Origin of the sequence: Rhizobium sp. BK098 (assembly GCF_014193155.1) — a bacterium.
Lineage (GTDB): Bacteria > Pseudomonadota > Alphaproteobacteria > Rhizobiales > Rhizobiaceae > Rhizobium.
Map to the genome: position 1 here is coordinate 221,097 of NZ_JACHYY010000003.1, position 19,070 is coordinate 240,166.

The 19,070-nt window shown below is 59.7% G+C and carries 17 protein-coding genes and 1 pseudogene; 12 read left to right on the plus strand and 6 right to left on the minus strand.

Annotated features, from left to right (window positions below):
* Positions 1-120: 120 nt before the first annotated feature.
* On the minus strand, positions 121-840 hold the full coding sequence (locus tag FHT73_RS10365) for a CDP-diacylglycerol diphosphatase (RefSeq protein ID WP_183711409.1): 720 nt from the start codon (positions 838-840) through the stop codon (positions 121-123).
* Positions 841-1,175: 335 nt separating this feature from the next.
* On the opposite strand from FHT73_RS10365, the gene FHT73_RS10370 reads away from it, so the two are divergent.
* On the plus strand, positions 1,176-1,379 hold the full coding sequence (locus FHT73_RS10370) for a hypothetical protein (protein ID WP_112336114.1): 204 nt from the start codon (positions 1,176-1,178) through the stop codon (positions 1,377-1,379).
* Between the two features lie 91 nt (positions 1,380-1,470).
* Here FHT73_RS10370 and FHT73_RS10375 read toward each other — a convergent pair whose 3' ends face one another.
* Entirely contained in the window at positions 1,471-1,818 is a 348-nt protein-coding gene (locus FHT73_RS10375) for an NIPSNAP family protein (protein ID WP_112608627.1), read from the minus strand.
* Positions 1,819-1,943: 125 nt separating this feature from the next.
* Between FHT73_RS10375 and FHT73_RS29455 the strand changes: the two are divergent.
* The 4 genes and pseudogenes from FHT73_RS29455 to FHT73_RS10390 all read left to right on the plus strand — a co-directional run.
* Positions 1,944-2,084 (plus strand): annotated as a pseudogene (locus tag FHT73_RS29455) (IS5/IS1182 family transposase); the annotation flags it as partial.
* 261 nt (positions 2,085-2,345) lie between these two features.
* Positions 2,346-2,819, plus strand: a complete 474-nt coding sequence (locus tag FHT73_RS10380; protein ID WP_183711411.1) for a (2Fe-2S)-binding protein — start codon at positions 2,346-2,348, stop codon at positions 2,817-2,819.
* Positions 2,819-3,802 carry a xanthine dehydrogenase family protein subunit M gene (locus FHT73_RS10385; protein ID WP_183711816.1) on the plus strand — a complete coding sequence of 328 codons (984 nt, stop codon included), beginning with the start codon at positions 2,819-2,821 and terminating at the stop codon, positions 3,800-3,802. The genes FHT73_RS10380 and FHT73_RS10385 overlap by 1 nt, the downstream gene beginning before the upstream one ends.
* Complete coding sequence (locus FHT73_RS10390; protein WP_183711413.1) at positions 3,799-6,087, plus strand: xanthine dehydrogenase family protein molybdopterin-binding subunit; 2,289 nt, start codon at positions 3,799-3,801, stop codon at positions 6,085-6,087. Before FHT73_RS10385 ends, FHT73_RS10390 begins: the two co-directional genes overlap by 4 nt.
* A 154-nt stretch (positions 6,088-6,241) precedes the next feature.
* Here the strand turns inward: FHT73_RS10390 and FHT73_RS10395 are convergent, their stop codons facing one another.
* Entirely contained in the window at positions 6,242-7,276 is a 1,035-nt protein-coding gene (locus tag FHT73_RS10395; RefSeq protein WP_183711415.1) for an ABC transporter permease, read from the minus strand.
* Complete coding sequence (locus FHT73_RS10400) at positions 7,276-8,757, minus strand: sugar ABC transporter ATP-binding protein (protein WP_183711417.1); 1,482 nt, start codon at positions 8,755-8,757, stop codon at positions 7,276-7,278. The genes FHT73_RS10395 and FHT73_RS10400 overlap by 1 nt, the downstream gene beginning before the upstream one ends.
* Positions 8,758-9,091: 334 nt before the next feature.
* Here FHT73_RS10400 and FHT73_RS10405 point away from each other — a divergent pair, with 334 nt between their 5' ends.
* Positions 9,092-9,241, plus strand: a complete 150-nt coding sequence (locus FHT73_RS10405; RefSeq protein WP_154660813.1) for a hypothetical protein — start codon at positions 9,092-9,094, stop codon at positions 9,239-9,241.
* An 80-nt stretch (positions 9,242-9,321) separates the two neighbouring features.
* Here FHT73_RS10405 and FHT73_RS10410 read toward each other — a convergent pair whose 3' ends face one another.
* Positions 9,322-11,205: an MFS transporter gene (locus tag FHT73_RS10410; RefSeq protein WP_112608637.1), complete on the minus strand. Its 1,884-nt coding sequence runs from the start codon at positions 11,203-11,205 to the stop codon at positions 9,322-9,324.
* Between the two features lie 369 nt (positions 11,206-11,574).
* Complete coding sequence (locus FHT73_RS10415; RefSeq protein ID WP_112608639.1) at positions 11,575-12,774, minus strand: MFS transporter; 1,200 nt, start codon at positions 12,772-12,774, stop codon at positions 11,575-11,577.
* A 356-nt stretch (positions 12,775-13,130) separates the two neighbouring features.
* Between FHT73_RS10415 and FHT73_RS10420 the strand changes: the two genes are divergently transcribed.
* The 6 genes from FHT73_RS10420 (at position 13,131) to FHT73_RS10445 (ending at position 19,051) form a co-directional block, all read left to right on the plus strand.
* Positions 13,131-14,690, plus strand: coding sequence for a DUF4070 domain-containing protein (locus tag FHT73_RS10420; RefSeq protein ID WP_183711419.1), 1,560 nt, complete (start codon positions 13,131-13,133; stop codon positions 14,688-14,690).
* 431 nt (positions 14,691-15,121) lie between these two features.
* Entirely contained in the window at positions 15,122-15,364 is a 243-nt protein-coding gene (locus tag FHT73_RS10425) for a DUF1127 domain-containing protein (protein ID WP_183711421.1), read from the plus strand.
* A 356-nt stretch (positions 15,365-15,720) separates the two neighbouring features.
* The gene (locus FHT73_RS10430) at positions 15,721-16,395 is read left to right on the plus strand and encodes a response regulator transcription factor (RefSeq protein ID WP_183711423.1); all 675 of its coding nucleotides are present in this window, start codon (positions 15,721-15,723) and stop codon (positions 16,393-16,395) included.
* Positions 16,392-17,747 (plus strand): HAMP domain-containing sensor histidine kinase, encoded by a 1,356-nt coding sequence (locus FHT73_RS10435; RefSeq protein WP_183711425.1) that lies wholly within the window; start codon positions 16,392-16,394, stop codon positions 17,745-17,747. The genes FHT73_RS10430 and FHT73_RS10435 overlap by 4 nt, the downstream gene beginning before the upstream one ends.
* A gap of 96 nt (positions 17,748-17,843) precedes the next feature.
* Positions 17,844-18,434, plus strand: coding sequence for a methyltransferase domain-containing protein (locus FHT73_RS10440; RefSeq protein ID WP_210290315.1), 591 nt, complete (start codon positions 17,844-17,846; stop codon positions 18,432-18,434).
* Positions 18,431-19,051: a DedA family protein gene (locus FHT73_RS10445; RefSeq protein WP_112608651.1), complete on the plus strand. Its 621-nt coding sequence runs from the start codon at positions 18,431-18,433 to the stop codon at positions 19,049-19,051. Before FHT73_RS10440 ends, FHT73_RS10445 begins: the two co-directional genes overlap by 4 nt.
* The last annotated feature ends 19 nt before the right edge of the window (positions 19,052-19,070 follow it).

The following is a 19,070-nucleotide window of genomic DNA, read 5'->3' on the forward strand; positions in this document are numbered from 1 at the left end:
AGACGTTAGAAGCCAGATTCATAAATTGGCTTCCAAGCCCATTTTGACCGCCGAAGCAAGGTCCTCCCTAGCCGATGGGGAGACGATACGGTCTTCGATCTACGCCGTAACTTACTGATCTCAATGCGTTATTGAGCAACTATGATCCTGCACGTCCTCGCCGCCCATGCCGGGCACTGCGACATCGGTGAGGACAATGAAACCGGGGCCGTCGGCGAAATTGGCGCCGACAACCACGAGATTGTGATCGCCCATTTCCTTCGTCGGGTTCTTCAATATCCTGGCAAGCGCCAGGAACGGATTGAAGTCGCCCAGTGTCTCGCCCTTGACACGGAGCGCCGTGAACTTATGCCCGGCGATGGTATCGGGAAGAGGTGCCCAGTCGGTACCGATCTTGTCGGCATCGGCCTTGAGGGCAGCTCGAGCATCGGCGCTCAAGCAATCGACGTGGATATGCAGCTGGTTCTGCGAGCGTGCCTGCTGTGCGTTGACGGCCAAGCTGAGGCCGTCGCGCGGGAGCGCATGCGGCAAGCGGGCCTCGACGTCACCCCGCTCCGCCCATGCATCGGCAAAATAGTTATGTGTTGCAGGATCGAGGAGTGCCGCGCTCTCCATGCCTGTGATCTTATCGGTCGGAATCAGCAGAACCTGCGCAACGCCGCGAAGATCCTTCAGCATCGCATAGTGCTCGTTCGTATTTACCGAAAGGCAGGGTGCAGTTTGTACGACGCACTTGTCATGAACGATCTTCCAGAGCACGTCAGAGTCGGCGAAGGCCGGCGCGAAAAGGAGGGGGAGGAAAGATGCGGCAAGAGCCGTAATGCGACACGAGAATGTCATGGCAGGAAATTTCCCAGGTTCAAACGGTTTGGCATTGCCCGAAATTCCGGAGGGCTTAGCACAGACCTATTAGGCTGATGTGACGGCTTGACGGCGGCAAGTGTCAAATGCGGGCAGGTGCGTGCCGTAGAGATTGCGTGATATCAGCTTCGATTCATCATGGGCTAAGGCCGCTTTCAGTTTGGTTGCCTAAATGGCAGGAGCCGGGGAAAACCATGCCTCGCCCCAGGGAGGAAAAGGTCACCTGCAGTGACCTTCCAAACATCCACTGCGAGGCGTTCGCAACGCTCGATCGCCGCAATTTGCGGCAGACAAAAAACGATCAGGAGCTTGAAATGGGTATCGGAAAGCTGATTGAAGAAGTTGCAGGTGCCGTGGCCGCCGACGAGGCCGTTGAGGCTGTCGACCCGAATGCCGGTTTCCTGACGAAGGCCGCCGCCGCCGTCGCCGGCTTTGAAGGCGTCAACAAGCTGACGGACGTGCTGAAGGAAAAAGAGCAGGAGCCGGCTGCCGACAATAGCAGCGATCAGAACGGTTGACTGGAAAGCAGCAGGCGAGCGCGTCGAAAAGATTTTGAAAGCCGGGCATGTCCCGGCTTTTACCTCAGGCTTATCAATCTTCCATCGGTTTTCAGCCATCGGCCTCGACGGAGATAAAGGGGCGAAAGAATCCAGTCGGCTGCAGGATCGAACTGGCGATATTGGCAATGATCGGGCCTGCCGTCTCGCTCCTAGCCAGAGCCTCCCTCCAGGCCGGATCCGCCACGAATTCCGCCCATTTCCGCTGGCGCTCCTCCAGCGATTGCCATTCAAGGAAATAGATGAGGTCGTTGCTGGAGGGCCCGACCATCGTCGTCCAGAAACCGAGGGGGCGGATGCCGAGCCGGCTCCAGATCGCCAGTGTCGCCGTTTCGAAGCGCTCCTGCAGCGCTGGCAGCTTGCCGGGCAAGCAAGTATAGATGCGCATTTCATGGATCATGAAAAATCCTCCTTGGGTGAATTCAGAACAGGCCGAGCATGTTCCCGCGAGCCAGATTTAAAAATAGTTGAGCGATAACAGTGGGTTGTGATTCCTTGTAGTGCTGAAACAAAACGGCGTTTTCGATGATGTGCTCTACTATTGCTCGATTTGAGCATAACCGACGTGGGCTTCATTTTTCAAGTGATTTTACGGACCGAGAATGGGCATTGATCAGTTCCCTGATTCCGCCGGCATGCAGTGGTGGGCGACGTAGGACAAACAGCAGGGGCTCTTTCTCATCTCGGTTCAAGATTTGCCCGCCTGCCGGGGGCTTGACGAAAACAAGCCAGGCATTAATTTAAACGGAGGCGCCTCCGTTTATTGATGGCGCCCTTTGCTTCCTTATTCAGATGAGAACCGACCGTGACACCACAATTCCATCGGCTCCGTCTTCCTGAAAGAAACCCATAGCAACCGGTAGACCGACGAAGAGTTTCTACTAGATTTCGTAGGTCTCATCTTCGTGACGATGGCAGGAGCTTATCATGACACGAATCATCCATATCGCGCTCGACATTAACGGGCAGCGCCACGAGCTCGATATCGAGCCACGTGTGACGCTGCTCGATGCGCTGCGTGAGCATCTTTCCCTCACCGGCACCAAGAAGGGCTGCGATCAGGGACAGTGCGGCGCCTGCACCTGCCATGTCGACGGTAAGCGCGTGCTATCCTGTCTGACGCTCGCCGCGCAGGCCGAAGGTCGCGAGATCACGACGATCGAGGGGCTCACCGACGAAGCCGGCGATCTGCATCCGGTGCAGGCGGCTTTCATCGAGCAGGATGCCTTCCAGTGCGGTTATTGCACCCCGGGCCAGATCATGTCAGCGGTCGCCTGCATTCGCGAAGGGCATGCCGGATCGGATGCGGAAATCCGCGAATATATGTCCGGCAACCTCTGTCGGTGCGGGGCCTATAACAGCATCGTTGCGGCGGTGCGCCAGGCCGCGGAGATGGCATGATGCGAAACTTCTCCTATCTGCGCGCCACATCGACAGCGGAGGCTGCCCAGGCGGCGCAACAGGCCGGCGCCCTGCTGCTTGCCGGCGGAACGACGCTGCTCGATCTCGCCAAGTGCGGTGTCGGCGAGCCCGATACCGTCATAGACATTACTCATCTCTCCGGCATGAGCGGCATCACTGTTAACGCCGATGGTGCAACGATCGGCGCGCTTGCCAGGATGAGCGAAGTCGCCGACCACAAGGATATCCGCGCTGCCTTCCCGGCAGTTTCCGAATCGCTGTCCCTGGCCGCCTCCGCCCAGCTCCGCAACATGGCGACGATCGGCGGCAATCTCCTGCAACGCACGCGCTGTTCCTATTTCCGCGATCCCGGCGCCTTTCCCGCCTGCAACAAACGCAATCCCGGTTCCGGCTGTTCGGCGATCGGCGGTATCACGCGCAATCACGCCGTACTTGGAACGAGCGAGGCCTGTATCGCCTCCTATCCGGGCGACCTGGCGGTAGCCCTTGTTGCATTTGACGCCGTAATCGAGACGGATAGCCGCAAAGTTGGCATCGACGATTTCTTCCTCGTTCCCGATGAGACGCCGAACAAGGAAACCGTCCTGCAGCGTGGCGAGATCATCACCGCCATTACTATTCCTGCCTCCGCCGCCGCCCGGAACTCCACCTACCTCAAGGTTCGCGATCGGCAGTCCTATGAATTTGCTGCCGCGAGTGCGGCAGTCGGCCTGGAGCTTGAAGCCGACGGCAGGACGGTCCGCGATATTCGCGTGGCCATCGGCGGGGTCGCCACCAAGCCCTGGCGGGCGCGCAATGTGGAGCAAGCGCTGATTGGTAAGGCTCTCACCTCGGAAGCCGTCGAAAAAGCCAGCCGGTTGGCCATGGAGGGGGCCGTCGATCATGGCGGCAATCGTTACAAGATCGAACTTGCGCCGCGCGTCATTGCCCGCGCCATTTTCAAAGTGGGAGGTCTCGCATGACCATGATGGAACCCCGTAAACATGGCGATGCTTCCGACGGCACGGTCGGCGGTCGTCAGTCGCGCTTCGAAGGCAGGATGAAGGTGACGGGTACGGCGACCTATGCCCTGGAATATCCGGTCGAAAACCTCGCTTATGCCGTCCTCATCCAGAGCACGATTCCGGCTGGCCGCGTTGTCAAGGTCGATGCTTCGGCAGCACTTGCGATGCCGGGCGTGCTGCTGGTGCTGACGCCGGAAGACGATCTCGGTCTCAAGCTTTCGGCTGATTGGGGCGGCAACAAACCTGCCGACGGCCCGTATTATCCGCTGCCGCGGGAGGTGCAGTTTAACGGCCAGTCGATTGCCGCCGTGATCGCCGAAAGCCGGGAATTGGCGACGGAAGCCGCCAGGCTGGTGCGCATCAGCTATGAAGAGAGCAAGCACGTCGCCGATCTCAACGATCCGAATGCCGGCGAGGGCAAGCTCATGGAGCCGCTCTCGGTTGCCTGGGGTAATGCCGAGGCTGCACTTGCCGCTTCCCCGGTGCGGATCGAAGCCGAATATTCCACTCCGCGCGAATATCACGTAGCGATGGAGCCGCACGGGCTGACGGCGAAATGGGATGGCGACCAGTTGACCATCTGGGAACCCAGCCAATGGTCGCATGGCATGGCGCGCATGTATTCCGAATGGTTCGACATGCCCTATGAGAATGTCCGGATCGTCTCGCCCTTTATCGGCGGTGGTTTCGGCTCCAAGGGGCAGCCGCTCGCCTATGGCGCAGTCGCCATCGCGGCCGCCAGAAAGCTCGGCCGACCAGTGAAACTCGCGGTCACCCGCCCACAGAATTTCACGAGCTACGGCGGACGCGCCGCGACCGGACAGAAGATCGCGCTTGGCGCGACGGAGGATGGCATCCTGCAGGCGGTCGTCCACCGCGGCGCCAGCGAAACCTCGCTTGATGCGGACTGGCCCGAACAGACGGGGGCGGCAACGTCAATCCTCTACAAGGTCGAGAACTTCTCCTCGCAGCACCGCGTCGTGCCGGTCAATAGCGTCACGCCTGGCGCCTTGCGAGGGCCGGGTAAGAATCCCAGCGCCTATGGCATCGAATGCGCGATTGAGGAACTGGCCTACAAGCTCGGCATGGACCCGCTCGAGCTTCGGCTGAAGAACTATGCTGATCACGACTATCAGTCCGGCAAACCGTGGTCGACACGCCGGCTCCGCGAGGCGCTGACGGAAGGCGCGGAAGCCTTCGGCTGGTCGCGGCGCAGCCACGCGCCGCGCTCGATGCGCGATGGCAAGACGCTGATCGGCTGGGGCATCGGTTGCGGCACTTTCCCGGTCATCCGGGCGCCGAGCGAGGCGATGATCCGCATCCTCGGGAACGGCCGCGTCGAGGTCGTCAGCGGCGCCATCGACATGGGGCAGGGGACCTATACCATCCTTGCCCAGAGTGCCGCGGAAGTCTTCGGTATTCCGGTCGATCAGGTCGAAGTCCATCTCGGCGATTCACGCCTGCCGGGCTCGGCGATCGCTGGGGGCTCGATGCTGGCGGGCTCGATCATGGGTGCCGTGCATAAGGCTGCAGTTGCAGCCCGCGACGAACTCATCGGCCTTGCGCTCAGCGATGCCAATTCGCCCTTCCGCGAGACAGGCGCAAACACGCTGAATTTCGCCGAGGGGCGCATCGCGGCGCCGCGCGGCGAGACGCCGTCCCTGACGCTCGCCGAATTGATGTCGGCGCTCAAGCGCGAGGAGATCGAAGTTCGGCGCAATACTCTGCCCGACGGTGCGAACGCACAGGAACAGCTTCAGGCCTGGACCACTATGGCTAAGGTTCAGGGGCCGACCATGGGCGATTATTCCATGCACAGCTGGTGCGCCCATTTCGCTGAAGTGCGGGTCGACGAGGATTTCGGTACGGTACGCGTCTCCCGCATGGTCTCCGCCTTCGATTGCGGCCGTCTCTACAATCCGAGATTGGTCGAAAGCCAGTGGCGTGGCGGCATCATCATGGGTATCGGCCAAGCGCTTCTGGAGGAGGGCCTGATCGATCAACGTAACGGGCGAACCGTCAACAACAATGTCGGCGACTACCTCGTGCCGACGAATTCCGACATTCCGGATATCCAGGTAATCTCCGTCGGCGTGCCGGATTTCAATGCCTCGGCACTTGGCGGCAAGGGGGTCGGCGAGGTCGGTATCGTCGGCGTGGCGCCGGCGATTGCCAACGCCGTATTCCATGCCACCGGCAAGCGCGTTCGCGACTTGCCGATCACATTGGAAAAGCTGCTCTAACGTCTATCAGGAGTGCCTTTGGGATTGTCCGAATGCATTTTGGCCTAAGCTGCGTTAGGACGCCGGGAATATGGCAGCGATATCGATATGTGCTGCCCCGACAGCCGTGGCTCATTTCCGACGGGCGGAAAAGTCTGCGGATAGGATGGCGGGGTCACGCTCTGCCGCGGCTGATCCCATAGGTAAGTGCGAGCGCACCGACGAGAACGGCGCCTTTGATGAAATCCTGCGTGTAATAGGGCGCGTTCAGCATCGTCAAGCCGTTCAGAAGCACGCCGACGAAGACGGCGCCGATTGTCGTGCCGAGAACGTTCGGACGGCGCAGTCCCAGCACGGCAAAGCCGATGAGCGAGGCTGCGACGGAATCCATCAGCAGCGAGGCACCGGAGGAAACGTCTCCTCGACCGACACGGGCAGCGACGATGATGCCGCCAAGCGAGGCGAGAGTACCCGAAAGCACATAGGCAAAGGTCTTCAGGCGGGCGACATTGGCGCCGGCCAACCGTGTCGCCGCTTCATTGCCGCCGGTGGCGTAGAGAAGGCGACCAAGACGCGTACGCTCGGTCAGCACATAGAGCGCGAGCGCGACGATCAGCATGAGGATGACGGGAAAGGGAATGATGCCGAACAGGCTTGAACGTCCGATCGTTAAAAAGGCGGAGTCGACCCTGCCTGACGCCGTCGTCCCGTCGGGAAGGATCAAGCCGACCGAGATCGAGCGCCCCGCCGTCGGAATCAGCTGTAGCCCCGTCAGGAGAAACATGGTGGCCAACGTGGCCAGCAGATCCGGTACCTTCAGCCTGACGATCAGCAGAGCATTGGCAAGCCCGACGATCGCGCCGAAGGCAAGCACCAGCGGCACGGTTTCATAAGCATTGAGACCCCATACGATCATCGCATAGCTCGCGGCCATGACACTGGAGGCAGCCACCGCGCCAACGGAAAGATCGAAGCCGCCGATGGCGAGCGTCACCGTGACCCCGGCACCGATGATGGCAACAACCGAAACCGCCTGCAGGATGCTCATCAGATTGTTGATGTTGATGAAGGCCGGCTGGGCAAAACTGAAGATGATGACGAGGGCAAGAAGGAGGAGAAATACCGCCCCCCGCCGCACGAATTCCTGCGGTGAAACCGTATTGCTTGCTGGCCTGACCTGTTCGGGGATTTCTGCGGTACCTTCACTCATCAGGCATATTCCTTGTTCTGTCGGCCGCCTGCGGCCGCGTCAGCGACGTCTGTGAGACCATGATGCTCCATCAACAGCACCCGATCAGCGACTTCGAGCGCCTCTTCCGGATCGGATGTCGCGATCAGCGTGGCGCGGTCGGTGTGGGCGCGTATGGCCGCGATAATGTCCTGGCATGCGCCGACGTCGACCCCTTGGAAGGGCTCGTCGAGAAGCATGAGCCGGCTTGGCTCCGCCTCCCAGCGGGCGAGCACGACCTTTTGCTGATTGCCGCCGGAAAGCGACCAGACGGATGCCTCGGGACCGGGGGCCTTGATGCCGAGGCGCCGGATGGCCTTTTCTCCCTCGCGGCTTTCCCGCCCGGAAAACAGGAAGCCCGACGGGTACCAATGTTTCAGATGCGGCAGGCTGATCGTTGCCGCAATACTCTCTCCCGGCCAGTCCGATGGCATGAGAGAAGAGCGATGGCGGTCAGCTGCGGCCATGACGACGCCGCGGGCGATTGCATCGGCGGGTGAGCCCGGCTGAAATGCAATGCCGTCCAGGAGTGCAGTGCCTGAGGCAAAGCGCTCAAGGCCGAAAAGTGTCGACAGAAGCCGGCTCTTGCCGGCGCCGAGAACGCCGGTGATGGCGACGACCTCGCCGGCATGGAGCCTCAGATCGATCGGTGGGCTGTCGGCAAGCAGCCGGACAGCCTGAAGTTCCAGTATGGTCCGGTCGAATTGTTCACGGCGATGTGGGCGAGCCGCCTTCATGGAACGGCCAATCATGGTTTCGATGGCGGCGTCGAAGTCGATCGGCTGCGAGAAGGCACCGACATTGCGGCCGCCCCGCAGGACATCAACGCGATCGGCGAGCGCATCGAGATCTGCCGTACGGTGCGAAATATAAAGAATGCCCAGGCCGCGGGCCCTCAGCCGGCGGACGATATCGTAAAGCCGGGCCGTTTCGCGCGCAGAAAGGCTTGCGGTCGGCTCATCCAGGATCAGCAGCTGTGCCTTGTTGGAAAGGGCGCGGGCTATGGCGACCATCTGCCGGTCGGCTGTGCCCAGATCGCCAAAATCGCGGTCGAGCGGCAGGTCGAAGCCGGCTTCCGATAGGATTGCTTCCGCCTTCCGCCGCACTGAACGTTTCGACAGAAAGAAGGGCTGGCGTCCGTCAACATATTGGTTGAGCAGCAGGGCATCCGCGACCGAAAGGCCGGCGATCCCCACGACGTCGGTCGATTGATGCACGGTAACGATGCCTCGCGCCGTCGCCTCGGCGGGGCTTTCGGGGCGATAATCCGCGCCATTCCATAGAATACTGCCTGAATCGGCGCGATGAATGCCCGACAGGATTTTAACCAGCGTCGACTTGCCCGCGCCGTTGGCCCCCATCAGCGCGACGACCTCGCCGCGATCGACGGTCAGAGACGCTCCAGCCAGAGCCTGTGTCGAGCCGAAAGCAAGCGAAAGATTTTGGGCATCCAGCAAGGTCATGGGCAAGGGGTCACCGATTGTCAGCGGTACTCGTAAGCCACTGGCATTCAATTAAAAGGACAAGCCTTGCTTTGTTTATTTAATCTATAGAATAAATTTTTTCTGCGCTTCTGTTCGCTCCCGTTCCGGTCTCTACAGGTGGGCGGCGGGACTAAGTAAGCCTCGCTCACGCCTGTCTCCGGGGAGTTTAATTTGTCTGAAATTGCAGGGGAACCGCAAAACCCTTCCTTTAATCTACTATTTTTGTAGACAATATAAAACCAATAAATGTCAGCAATTTCCGCGGTGGTGAGTATTCACGTCGCGCTTGCGGAAACGTTCGGCAGGGGTTTTCATGGATACAGTACTCTATCTCGCTTCTCTCGCAACGCGGCCAAGTCTTGCTGCGACCAAACGCGTTTGGTCGATCCTGCAGCATTTTCTGGCGGGCCTGATGGTCCTCTTTTCGCTTCTGGTGCTGCTGCATGCATTTTGCGGAAGCTGAGATTCGAGCTTCGATCAGAAATGGATGAGACGAAGAAAAAAGCCCGGCGTGCCGCATGTGAACGCCGGGCTTTTATGCGGTTACTTGATGCTGTTCAGATCGACGCCCTTGGTTTCGCGAACGAAAATTAGGCCGATGACAAGGGTCATCGCAGCGATCGCGATCGGGTACCAAAGGCCATAATAGATATCGCCGGTGGCAGCACTCATGGCGAAGACCGTTGCCGGCAGCAGGCCGCCGAACCAGCCGTTGCCGATATGATAGGGCAGCGACATGCCGGTATAGCGGATGCGGGTCGGGAACATCTCGACCAGGATCGCGGCAATTGGGCCGTAGACCATCGTCACGTAGATCACCAGGATCGTCAGGATGAGGATGGTCAGTGGCCAATTGATGGCTTTGGGATCGGCAACCATCTTGAAGGTACCGCCATTGGCGATGGTGTAGACCGGCATGTCGGTGGCGCCGCCAGCCTGATCCGCGGTCAGAAGCTTCGCCTTGACGAGATCCGTAACCGGCGTGACGGTCTTGTCGCCCGCCCGTACGGTCGCCGCGTTAAGCCCCAGTTCGGGATTGGCGGCGATGAAGGCATCAAGCTTGGCGTCCGGCACCTTGGCGGGATCGCGCGCCAGCGGGAAGCCGGCCTTCTGCAGGGCAAGGTTCATGTCGTGCGTGAATGCCGCATTCTTTGCCGCTGCACCGGCCCCTGCCGCCGTTGCATCGTAAGAGGTTATGGTCGCGTCGCCGACCTTGACTGTCGCCGGCTGCCCGGCTGGGCCGTCGACAATCGTATAGGGCACGGAAGACTTCGCCAGGAAGGAGGTGGCGATATCGCACGAATTGTTGAACTTGGCGGTTCCCACAGGATTGAACTGGAAGGTGCAATCGCCAGGAGCGGCTGTCACCGTCGCCCGGATGGTTTGCTCCGCTTGGGCGAGGGCGGGGTTGGCGGCGTGGGTCAATGCCTTGAACAGCGGGAAATAGGTGAGGATTGCCAGCGCCAGGCCCGCCATGATGATCGGTTTGCGGCCGATCCTGTCGGAAAGCCAGCCGAAGAACACGAAGAAGCCGCTGCCGATCAGAAGCGCGATCGCGATCATGATGTTGACGGACTGGCCGTCGACCTTAAGTACGTTCTGCAGGAAGAACAGCGAGTAGAACTGGCCGGCATACCAGACGACCGCTTGGCCGGCGGTGAGGCCGAGCAGCGCGATCAAGGCGATCTTGGCATTCTTCCACTGGCCGAAGGCTTCGGAGAGCGGAGCTTTGGAGCCCTTGCCCTCCTCCTTCATCTTCTTGAAGGCCGGCGATTCGCTGAGCGACAGCCGGATCCAGACGGAGATGGCGAGCAGAAGGCAGGAGAGAAGGAAGGGAATACGCCAGCCCCATGCCGCGAAAGCCTCCTTGCCCAGCGCATTCTGGACGATCAGGATGACGATCAGTGACAGGAACAGGCCGAGCGTCGCAGTCGTCTGGATCCAGGAGGTGTAATAGCCGCGTTTGTTGTCGGGCGCATGTTCGGCGACATAAGTTGCAGCACCGCCATATTCGCCGCCAAGCGCCAGACCTTGCAGCATGCGAAGGATGATCAGGATGACAGGCGCGGCGAAACCCCAGCTCGCCGATCCGGGAAGGACGCCGACCAGGAAGGTCGAAAGACCCATGATCAGGATCGTGACGAGGAAGGTGTATTTGCGTCCGACAAGATCGCCGATGCGCCCGAAGACGAGGGCGCCGAACGGCCGCACGAGGAAGCCTGCGGCAAAGGCGAGCAGGGCGAAGATATTGCGGGTTGCTTCCGGATAGTCGCTGAAGAAGGCCGTTCCGATGAAGGCGGCCAGAGAACCATAAAGATAAAAATCGTACCATTCGAACACGGTTCCAAGGGAGGACGCGAAGATGACCTTCTTCTCCTCCCTGGTCATGCCTCGACTCGTCGTCTCGGCCACGGACGTGGATGCCATGAATCAATCCTCCCAATTGCACCAGGGACATGGTCAAAAGACCCGTGTCATGTCCCCCATAATGACATTACGCAGGACTTTCCTGCCGACGGGCGCGGAAAGTCGCGCCAGTGGGTGCTCTCCTGATTTCCTCCCCCAGAAGATCACGCACCTGATGCATATGTGAGTGTTGGCCAAAAATTGAAAATTGCAATGGCTGCAACCGCTGCCGCTTATGAAAATCTGTGTGTAAGCATCAAGAAATACGAATGTGTCCTCCCCAGCGTGGCGGCAAGGGCTTGTCGCCGAGAAAAGCGCTGCCGGGCGCGGCGAAATATGAGGCACCCGGCACGGTTCACAGAAGCGGATTCGGGCCGTTTTCGGCTTGTTTCAAGCCGGCTGCAGCTGCAGGCGTCGCATTGGCGGAAAGGCAAGTGCGATGGCGGCCGCCCCCAACCCCACCATCGACGAGCCGATGAAGAGCCAGGAGTAGTTGGCGAACGTATCGAAGATCCAGCCGCCGATCAGAGGTCCGGCTGCCATGCCGATGCTCGAGAGCATCGATGCCGCTCCAAAGACGGTGCCGATGACGCGCGGCCCGAAATATTCGCGCGCCAGCACGGCATAAAGCGGCATCACGCCGCCATAGGCGCTGCCGAAGACGACCGCCAGCGCATAGAACTCGCCGAGTTCGCTGACCAGCAGATAGGTGGCAAGTGCCGCCGCCTGCACCAGGAGGCCGGCGACCAGCACCGGTTTCACACCGAGCCTGTCCGCCAGCGTCCCGTAAAGGAGGCGGCCGCCAAGACCCGCAAGGCCCTCGACACTATAGATGCTGACCGCCGCCATCGGCCCCACACCACAGATGGTGGCGTAACTGACCATGTGGAAGATCGGTCCGGAATGGGCCGCACAGCAGGCAAAGAAGGTCGCGCCGAGCACGAGGAACTGCGGCGAGCGGAAGATCCGGCCAAGGGGCAGGCGCTGCTCTTCCCTTTGCCTGTCTGCGCCGGTCGTCTCGGCTAAGACCGGTGCTCGCCGCACCAGCAGCGCCGCCGGTATTAGCAGAACCCAGGCCATGATGCCGATGACAAGCATGGCAAAACGCCAATCGTAAGCCGAAATCAGGTAGCGGGCGAAAGGCGACACCGTCATCGGCGCTACGCCCATGCCGGCTGAGACCAGCGACACCGCCAGGCCTCTGCCCTTGTCGAACCAGGCGGTCGTTGCCGCGATCATCGGTGCGAAGAAGGCACTGGCGGCAAGGCCCACGAGAATGCCGTAGGTCAGCTGGAATTGCAGAAGCGAGCCCGCCCGGCTTGCCAGGACAAGCGCCAGCCCGAGCAGCAGCGCGCCTATCACAACCACGATGCGGATGCCAAAGCGATCGCTTGCAGCACCCCAGGCAAAGGCACCGAGGCCCATGGTCAGGAAATTCAGCGTCATGGCGGCGGCGATGCCGGCATGCGACCAACCTGTATCGGCGGCGATCGGCACCTGGAAGATTGCCAGGGAAAACATCGCGCCGAGCGCAACACAGGTCATCAGCGCGCCGGCGCCAACGATCACCCAACGATAGGACGAACTCATTTGCAGCTCCCTTCATCCGGTTCAGCTCAAGGCGCGAAAGATCCGATAATATGCTTTCGCGCCATGTCTGGAATAAAGACGATTGCATCGGGACGATTTCGACATTGCTGCCGAAAAAATTTTTAGCGGCATTGCAAACCATGTTTATGAGTACCTGCCGACGAGATCGCCAGGAGGCAATGGCGTCGTCAGCATCCCGAATTTAATCCTGAGCTCATATAGGGCTGCTAAGACAGCCGCCTTGATGCTGGAAGACCCTGCTTCGCAGCCGGAAGGCCGGCGCATGCAGCTGCAAATGACATACAGGCTCAAAGCAATACCGAACCAGATCTTCATATCATGGAGCGGACCATTCAATGGCTCATATCGTCATCATCAATCCGCGTTTCGAAACCTCTTATTGGGGCATGGAGCACGCTCTGCCGCTGTTCGACGTCAAAGCTAACCTTCCGGTGGCGTGCCTGCCTTTGCTGGCGGCGCTGACGCCTGCGGAACATACCGTCACTCTGGTGGACGAGAATATCGAGCCGATAGACTACGGCCTTTGCGAGAGGGCCGATATCGTTGCGCTGACGGGGATGATCGTCCAGCGCTTTCGTATGACGGAAATCCTGACCGAGCTCAAACGGCGCAACTGTTTCACCGTCGTCGGCGGACCTTGGGTTACGGTCAAGGAGGATTATTTCGGCAACCTCGTCGATGTCTCCTTCATCGGCGAGGCCGAGGAGACCTGGCCCAAATTCCTGGCTGAATGGCAGGAGGGCCATCATGCCCGGCGCTATGAACAGGCTGACAAGACGGATATGAGCAAGGTGCCCGTGCCGCGCTTCGATCTCCTGAAGATGGATGAATATGCTGTTGGCAGCATCCAGTTCTCGCGCGGCTGTCCGTTTACCTGCGATTTCTGCGATATCATCGTGGTTTTCGGCCGCAAGCCGCGCATCAAGACCAGCACGCAGATCGTCGCCGAGATGGAGGCCCTGCTCGCTTCCGGAATGGATACGGCTTTTATTGTCGACGACAATCTCATCGGCAACAAGAAGGCGATCAAGGAGGTGCTGCGCGATGTCGTCGCCTGGCAGGAGCGCTATCATTACCCGATGACGTTCCTGACGGAGGCATCGATCGATCTGGCTGACGATGCCGAACTGATGAAGCTGATGGTTGATGCCAATATCCGCACCGTCTTCATCGGCATTGAGACGCCGAACGAAGAGGCTCTGCGCGAAACCAAGAAGCTGCAGAACCTGCGCAAGGGCGGGACGATGCTGGAGAAAATCCACGCGATCCAGCAGACCGGCATGGAAGTCTGGTGCGGCATGATCCTGGGCTTCGATAGCGACGATGCGACCATTTTCGATGCGCAGCGGGTCTTCATCAGGGATGCGCGCATCGTCAACGCCATGATCGGCATGCTGGCGGCGATCCCGAAGACGCCGCTCTATACACGTCTCGCCAAGGAGGGCCGTCTCGATCATGACGATCCGCCCGCCTACGGCACCAATGTCATCCCGCTCAAGCTCTCGCGCGAAACCTTGCGGGACGGATATCTTTCGGTCTTGAGCGATCTGCATGAGCCGGCCGCCTATTTTGATCGGCTGGATGCGCTTTACATCGATGCGCGTATCGAACCGGAAAGTACCCGCTTACGCCACTTGCGCCGCCATCCGCTGCGTTTGCTGGCGCTCAACGCGACATGGGCATTCGAGGCGGTCGGGATTTTCCTCCGGTTGATGCGCCGGGTGAAGGAAGCGGATCTGCGCGCCACTTACCGTGCACGGCTTTTCAATCTCCTGCGGCATCGGCGCTCGCCCGTCGTCCTGCAAATCTACGCGATCAAATGCGCCATGCACTACCATGCCCATATCATGGTGCAGCAGATGCGCACGGGAGGGGGCATCGTCAATTCGTTCTAGTGAGCTCTGAAAGTTCTGCTGGTCGTCGGACCTGCCTTGCAGCTGATTTGACACCGTCATCACCGTTGCTTTGATGCAACATATTGTGCCGGATATTTGCAATTCGAAATTGTGGGGTTGCCGATTTCCGAATCTTGCGTATGATAGACGCATCCGCAAATCGAACAGGGAGGCGTGATATGCATAATCTACATATGTTTACATACGTCTCCGGCGGAATGATGTCGATGGCCTTGGTGTGTGCTGCACCAACTGCACGACGACTCTACAATTAAAGCTTTAAATAGCTTTATCTGTCGCCGTTTAGGCGTTTTCCCATTAAACCTATATGACCTGCCCAGGGAATGACTTGGTGCGTCGTTGACGCATCCACTCCTGAAGTCGGTCAAGCTTCAAGAGGACCTGGTCGCGTGATTGCGCCAGGAAAAACGATGACTCATTCACAATTTATAGTTGCCAAAAGTTTGACGGCAACGGTCGATGAACTGTACCAGAAATTCGGTGCCTGGAGGACTGTACGTGCCCTGTTGTTTGTCGCCTGGAAACGGCGGCAGATCTATCAGCAGGTATCCGAACTATCGAATTATCAGCTTCGTGATATCGGCCTTCCCGAGCGTGAGGAAGGTCTGGACTATCGCAGCTTGCTGGCATTGCATGTGAGCCGCCTCAAATGAGGTGGGCTTGATGCAGGTAAACGCTTCACGGCTCTTCCTTCTCGATCTCTGTTGCTTCGAGAATGGCGGCGCGGCAGCAAAATCAGGACGGGCGAGAAACCATTTGCATGGCGGGTCCACTCCTCCGTTCGCTGTAGCTTACCTATCGGCCGCCGCACGGCGGATATCGCAGGGGAGGCGATGCCTTCCCCTGCGACTTGACTGGCGTCGAAAGCCGAACTGGCCGAGATCTTCGGATACCGGCAGCATATCGGTTCAAATTCTCCAATGAATAATAAAGTGTAGCCCGGATAGGGTCGCAATCTTCCCGCAATCCGCTTATGCAATGCAGTCGCTCCATTTTTGGGGATGGTTCATTGCGGATCTTGTTACTAGAGGACGAGCCGGAAATGGCTGCGGCGCTGAGCGCTGCGTTGCAGGCTCGCGATGCCATCGTCGATCACGCGTCGATGCTGGCCGATGCCGAAGAGGCTGCGATAAATCTTCCCTATGATGTCATTCTCCTCGACCGGCAGGTTCCGGATGGAGACGGCTTGTCGATCATTCCAAAGCTGAGGGCTGCCGGCATCGATACGCCCGTCATCGTGTTGACGGCGCGCGGCGATCTCGGCGATCGCATCGGTGGTCTCGATACCGGCGCCGACGATTACATCGTCAAACCATTTGCCATTGAAGAACTGCTGGCGCGATTGCGCGCCATTCTGAGACGCCCCGGCGAGTTGCGGACCGAGGTGGTGAATTTCGGCAGGCTGTCCTATGACTTCGGCTGCCACGATATCCTGATTGGAGGCGAGCGACTCGAATTGCCGCGCCGGGAAGTTCTGGTCTTCGAGGCGCTTGCGCGCCGGCTTGGCCGCACGGTGCCGCGTCATGCTCTGGAAGAGGCCGTTTACGGGTTCAGCGAAGATATCCAGTCGAATACGCTGGATGCGCATATCTCCCGTCTTCGTCGCAAACTTGCCTTGGTGGAGTCCGGCCTGGAGATTCATCCCGTTCGTGGCATCGGCTATCTGATGAGATTGAAATCATGAGCGCAAGCCAGCCTTCCCTGCGATGGCGTCTCGTATCGCGCCTGTCATTCCTGCAGGCGATCTTCCTGTCGTTGCTTGCGGTGCTGATCGTCGCCGCCTTGTGGGCGACCGGCAGCTTTATCTCGCTTCAGCCGGAAGACGAGACCATCGATGCCATCTCTCGGTCGATTGGCCGCGATCAGAATGGCGCCCTTGAACTGAAGGAAACACCGGCGCTTTTGGCGCGGCGCGAGAACCTGCCAGGTCTCTGGTTCGTCGTGCGCGATCGCAGCGGCGCCACGATCAAGGACGGAAACGTGCCTGCGGCCTATGCAGCGTTCGGCGCTGCGCTCGACGGCATCGGACAGGCCCGCTTTGGCAGCAATCTCGGAGGCAGCACCGTGCCCGCCGCCCGGCTGCAATGGGTGTCGTCTCCGGCCGGCGAGATCCAGGTCCTGACGGGCGTGGACGGTACCGTGTCGACGGTCCGCATCCTTGGTGCGGTCGGCATCGTCTTCTTCAGCGCCCTTCTGCCGCTGTTGATCGTCACGGCGATCGCAACGATGATTGCCGCGCCGCTGGTGGTTCGCCGCGCTTTTTCGTCGCTGGATTCCGCCGTTGCCCGCGCCGGGCAGATCGATATCAATCGCCAGGGGACGCGGCTGCCGGTCGACGATGTCCCGCGTGAAATCCTGCCGCTTGTCGAAGCCGTCAATGATGCATTAAGGCGGCTGGACGAAGGCTATGAGCGGCAGAAGCGTCTTTTCTCCCATCTTGCCCATGAATGGCGGACCCCGGTTGCGATCCTGCAGGCACGTCTCGATGGCCTGCCGGCAGGCCCTTTGAAGGAGCGGCTCTTCGAAGATACCGTCCGCCTTGCGACGCTTGCCGAGCAGTTCCTCGATCTTCAGCGCCTCAATCACCGCTTCGAGCCGGTTTCGGTCGATCTCGTGGAGGTCGCTGAACACGTCGTTTCGGAACTAGCGCCGCTCGCGATCGCCGCCAATTATGAACCCTGCTTCATCAAGGACGAGGAGGCCGTGGAAGTTCTTGGCGATCGCATGGCCATCGAGCGAGCCGTTACCAACCTCGTACAGAACGCGATCCAGCATGGCGGTCGCCGTGGCAGGATCACCGTCCATGTCAGCCGCGCCACCGGTATCACCGTAAGCGACGAAGGAAGCGGTATCCCGGAGGAAGAACGGGACCGTATCTTCGAGCCGTTTCATCGTCTCCAAGGACGCACTAAGGGATTCGGCCTCGGGCTGAACCTCGTCCAGGAAATTGCCAGGCTCCATGGTGGAAAGGTTTGTGTCCTCGATGGACCGACGGGTGGCGCGGCCTTCAGACTGAGCTTTCCGATGGCCGGATAGCCTATCGGCTCCCGATGCAATGTTCTCGCAATCGGCTCCTCTTAGGAAAAGCCTGTCGTGCAGGCGAATCTCCTGAGGCCCTATTGGCGGGAACACATGTCAAACACATCACTATTTCTGCGAACTCTATTGACCAATCCGCGCATGGTGGGAGCGATCGCCCCCTCCGGCCCGGTACTGGCCGATCTGATCACAAGCGAAATCGGTCCTTCGGCGGGACCGGTTCTCGAGCTTGGCCCGGGCACGGGAGTGTTCACACGAGCCCTTCTCGCACGCGGCATATGCGAAAGCGATATTACGCTGATTGAATCCGCTGATAGTTTTGCCAGCCTGCTTCGCCAGCGGTTTCCTGATGCCCGTGTCATCTGCGCCGATGCCGCGCGGCTTGATGCTTACGGCTTGCCGGAAGGAAAGCAGTTTGGCTGTGCTATTAGCGGATTGCCGCTGCTCAACATGTCGCCGAAGGCGGTCATTGCCATTTTGACCGCGGTCTCGGCGAGACTGCGCGAGGGCGGGGCGCTCTATCAGTTCACCTATGGCCTGCGCTGTCCGATACCGCATCGCCTGCTTGACCGGTTTGGTTTCAAGGCAACGCTGCAGGGCCAGGTGCTGCGCAATTTTCCGCCTGCCAGGGTCTATAAGATCGTCCGCCGCAGGCCGATAAATTCTCCGGCTGCCGCCACATGAGCGGCTCCTCCTATCTATTGGATGCTCTGCCCGATCTGGCGGCATGGGGGCTGTTCGGCCTTGCATTGTGTTCCGCAATCGAGAAGCTTGTCCCCATCCTGCCTTCGATCGGCTTGTTTTTGATGCTGGGCATGCTGGGCATCGCCCACCCGGTTGATCTGCCCGCAGTGATCGCCGTTACCGCTGCCGGTTCAATGGCAGGTTCGCTGTTCTGGTATGGAATAGGCCGTTGGCTGGGACCTAAGCGTGGCGACCTCTTCGTGCTGAAGATGGTCCGGCGTCTGGAGATTAAAGAAGAGTGGTATCTGCGCCTGAAGCGCAATTATCATGGTCATCCCGTGCGGGCCACGTTCTTCGGTCAGCTTGTGCCTGTCGTTCGCGCCTATATGGCTTTGCCGGCAGGCGTGCTTGCCATACCGGCGCCAGGCTTTGCCATCGCGACATTCTGCGGCGCATTGATCTGGAATACGCCGTTTCTGGTATCGGGTTATTTGTTGCGTCAACAGATATTGGCGCCAGATACAGCAGCGCCTGCCGCTATCGCAGCAATCATCTTGGTCAATCTTCTGGTGCTTGCGCTGCTGCGACTTTGCCGGCCAAGCCGCAGCGCGGCTTAGCCGGCTATCACGCTTGCGG

What these genes read in the sequence shown, in the direction of transcription:
- FHT73_RS10425 (WP_183711421.1), top strand. Translation starts at nt 15,122, where the DNA reads ATGACTCATTCACAATTTATAGTTGCCAAAAGTTTGACGGCAACGGTC.
- FHT73_RS10395 (WP_183711415.1), bottom strand. Translation starts at nt 7,276, where the DNA reads ATGAGTGAAGGTACCGCAGAAATCCCCGAACAGGTCAGGCCAGCAAGC.
- FHT73_RS10415 (WP_112608639.1), bottom strand. Translation starts at nt 12,774, where the DNA reads ATGAGTTCGTCCTATCGTTGGGTGATCGTTGGCGCCGGCGCGCTGATG.
- FHT73_RS10435 (WP_183711425.1), top strand. Translation starts at nt 16,392, where the DNA reads ATGAGCGCAAGCCAGCCTTCCCTGCGATGGCGTCTCGTATCGCGCCTG.
- FHT73_RS10390 (WP_183711413.1), top strand. Translation starts at nt 3,799, where the DNA reads ATGACCATGATGGAACCCCGTAAACATGGCGATGCTTCCGACGGCACG.
- FHT73_RS10440 (WP_210290315.1), top strand. Translation starts at nt 17,844, where the DNA reads ATGTCAAACACATCACTATTTCTGCGAACTCTATTGACCAATCCGCGC.
- FHT73_RS10410 (WP_112608637.1), bottom strand. Translation starts at nt 11,205, where the DNA reads ATGGCATCCACGTCCGTGGCCGAGACGACGAGTCGAGGCATGACCAGG.
- FHT73_RS10420 (WP_183711419.1), top strand. Translation starts at nt 13,131, where the DNA reads ATGGCTCATATCGTCATCATCAATCCGCGTTTCGAAACCTCTTATTGG.
- FHT73_RS10370 (WP_112336114.1), top strand. Translation starts at nt 1,176, where the DNA reads ATGGGTATCGGAAAGCTGATTGAAGAAGTTGCAGGTGCCGTGGCCGCC.
- FHT73_RS10445 (WP_112608651.1), top strand. Translation starts at nt 18,431, where the DNA reads ATGAGCGGCTCCTCCTATCTATTGGATGCTCTGCCCGATCTGGCGGCA.
- FHT73_RS10405 (WP_154660813.1), top strand. Translation starts at nt 9,092, where the DNA reads ATGGATACAGTACTCTATCTCGCTTCTCTCGCAACGCGGCCAAGTCTT.
- FHT73_RS10400 (WP_183711417.1), bottom strand. Translation starts at nt 8,757, where the DNA reads ATGACCTTGCTGGATGCCCAAAATCTTTCGCTTGCTTTCGGCTCGACA.
- FHT73_RS10380 (WP_183711411.1), top strand. Translation starts at nt 2,346, where the DNA reads ATGACACGAATCATCCATATCGCGCTCGACATTAACGGGCAGCGCCAC.
- FHT73_RS10385 (WP_183711816.1), top strand. Translation starts at nt 2,819, where the DNA reads ATGCGAAACTTCTCCTATCTGCGCGCCACATCGACAGCGGAGGCTGCC.
- FHT73_RS10365 (WP_183711409.1), bottom strand. Translation starts at nt 840, where the DNA reads ATGACATTCTCGTGTCGCATTACGGCTCTTGCCGCATCTTTCCTCCCC.
- FHT73_RS10375 (WP_112608627.1), bottom strand. Translation starts at nt 1,818, where the DNA reads ATGATCCATGAAATGCGCATCTATACTTGCTTGCCCGGCAAGCTGCCA.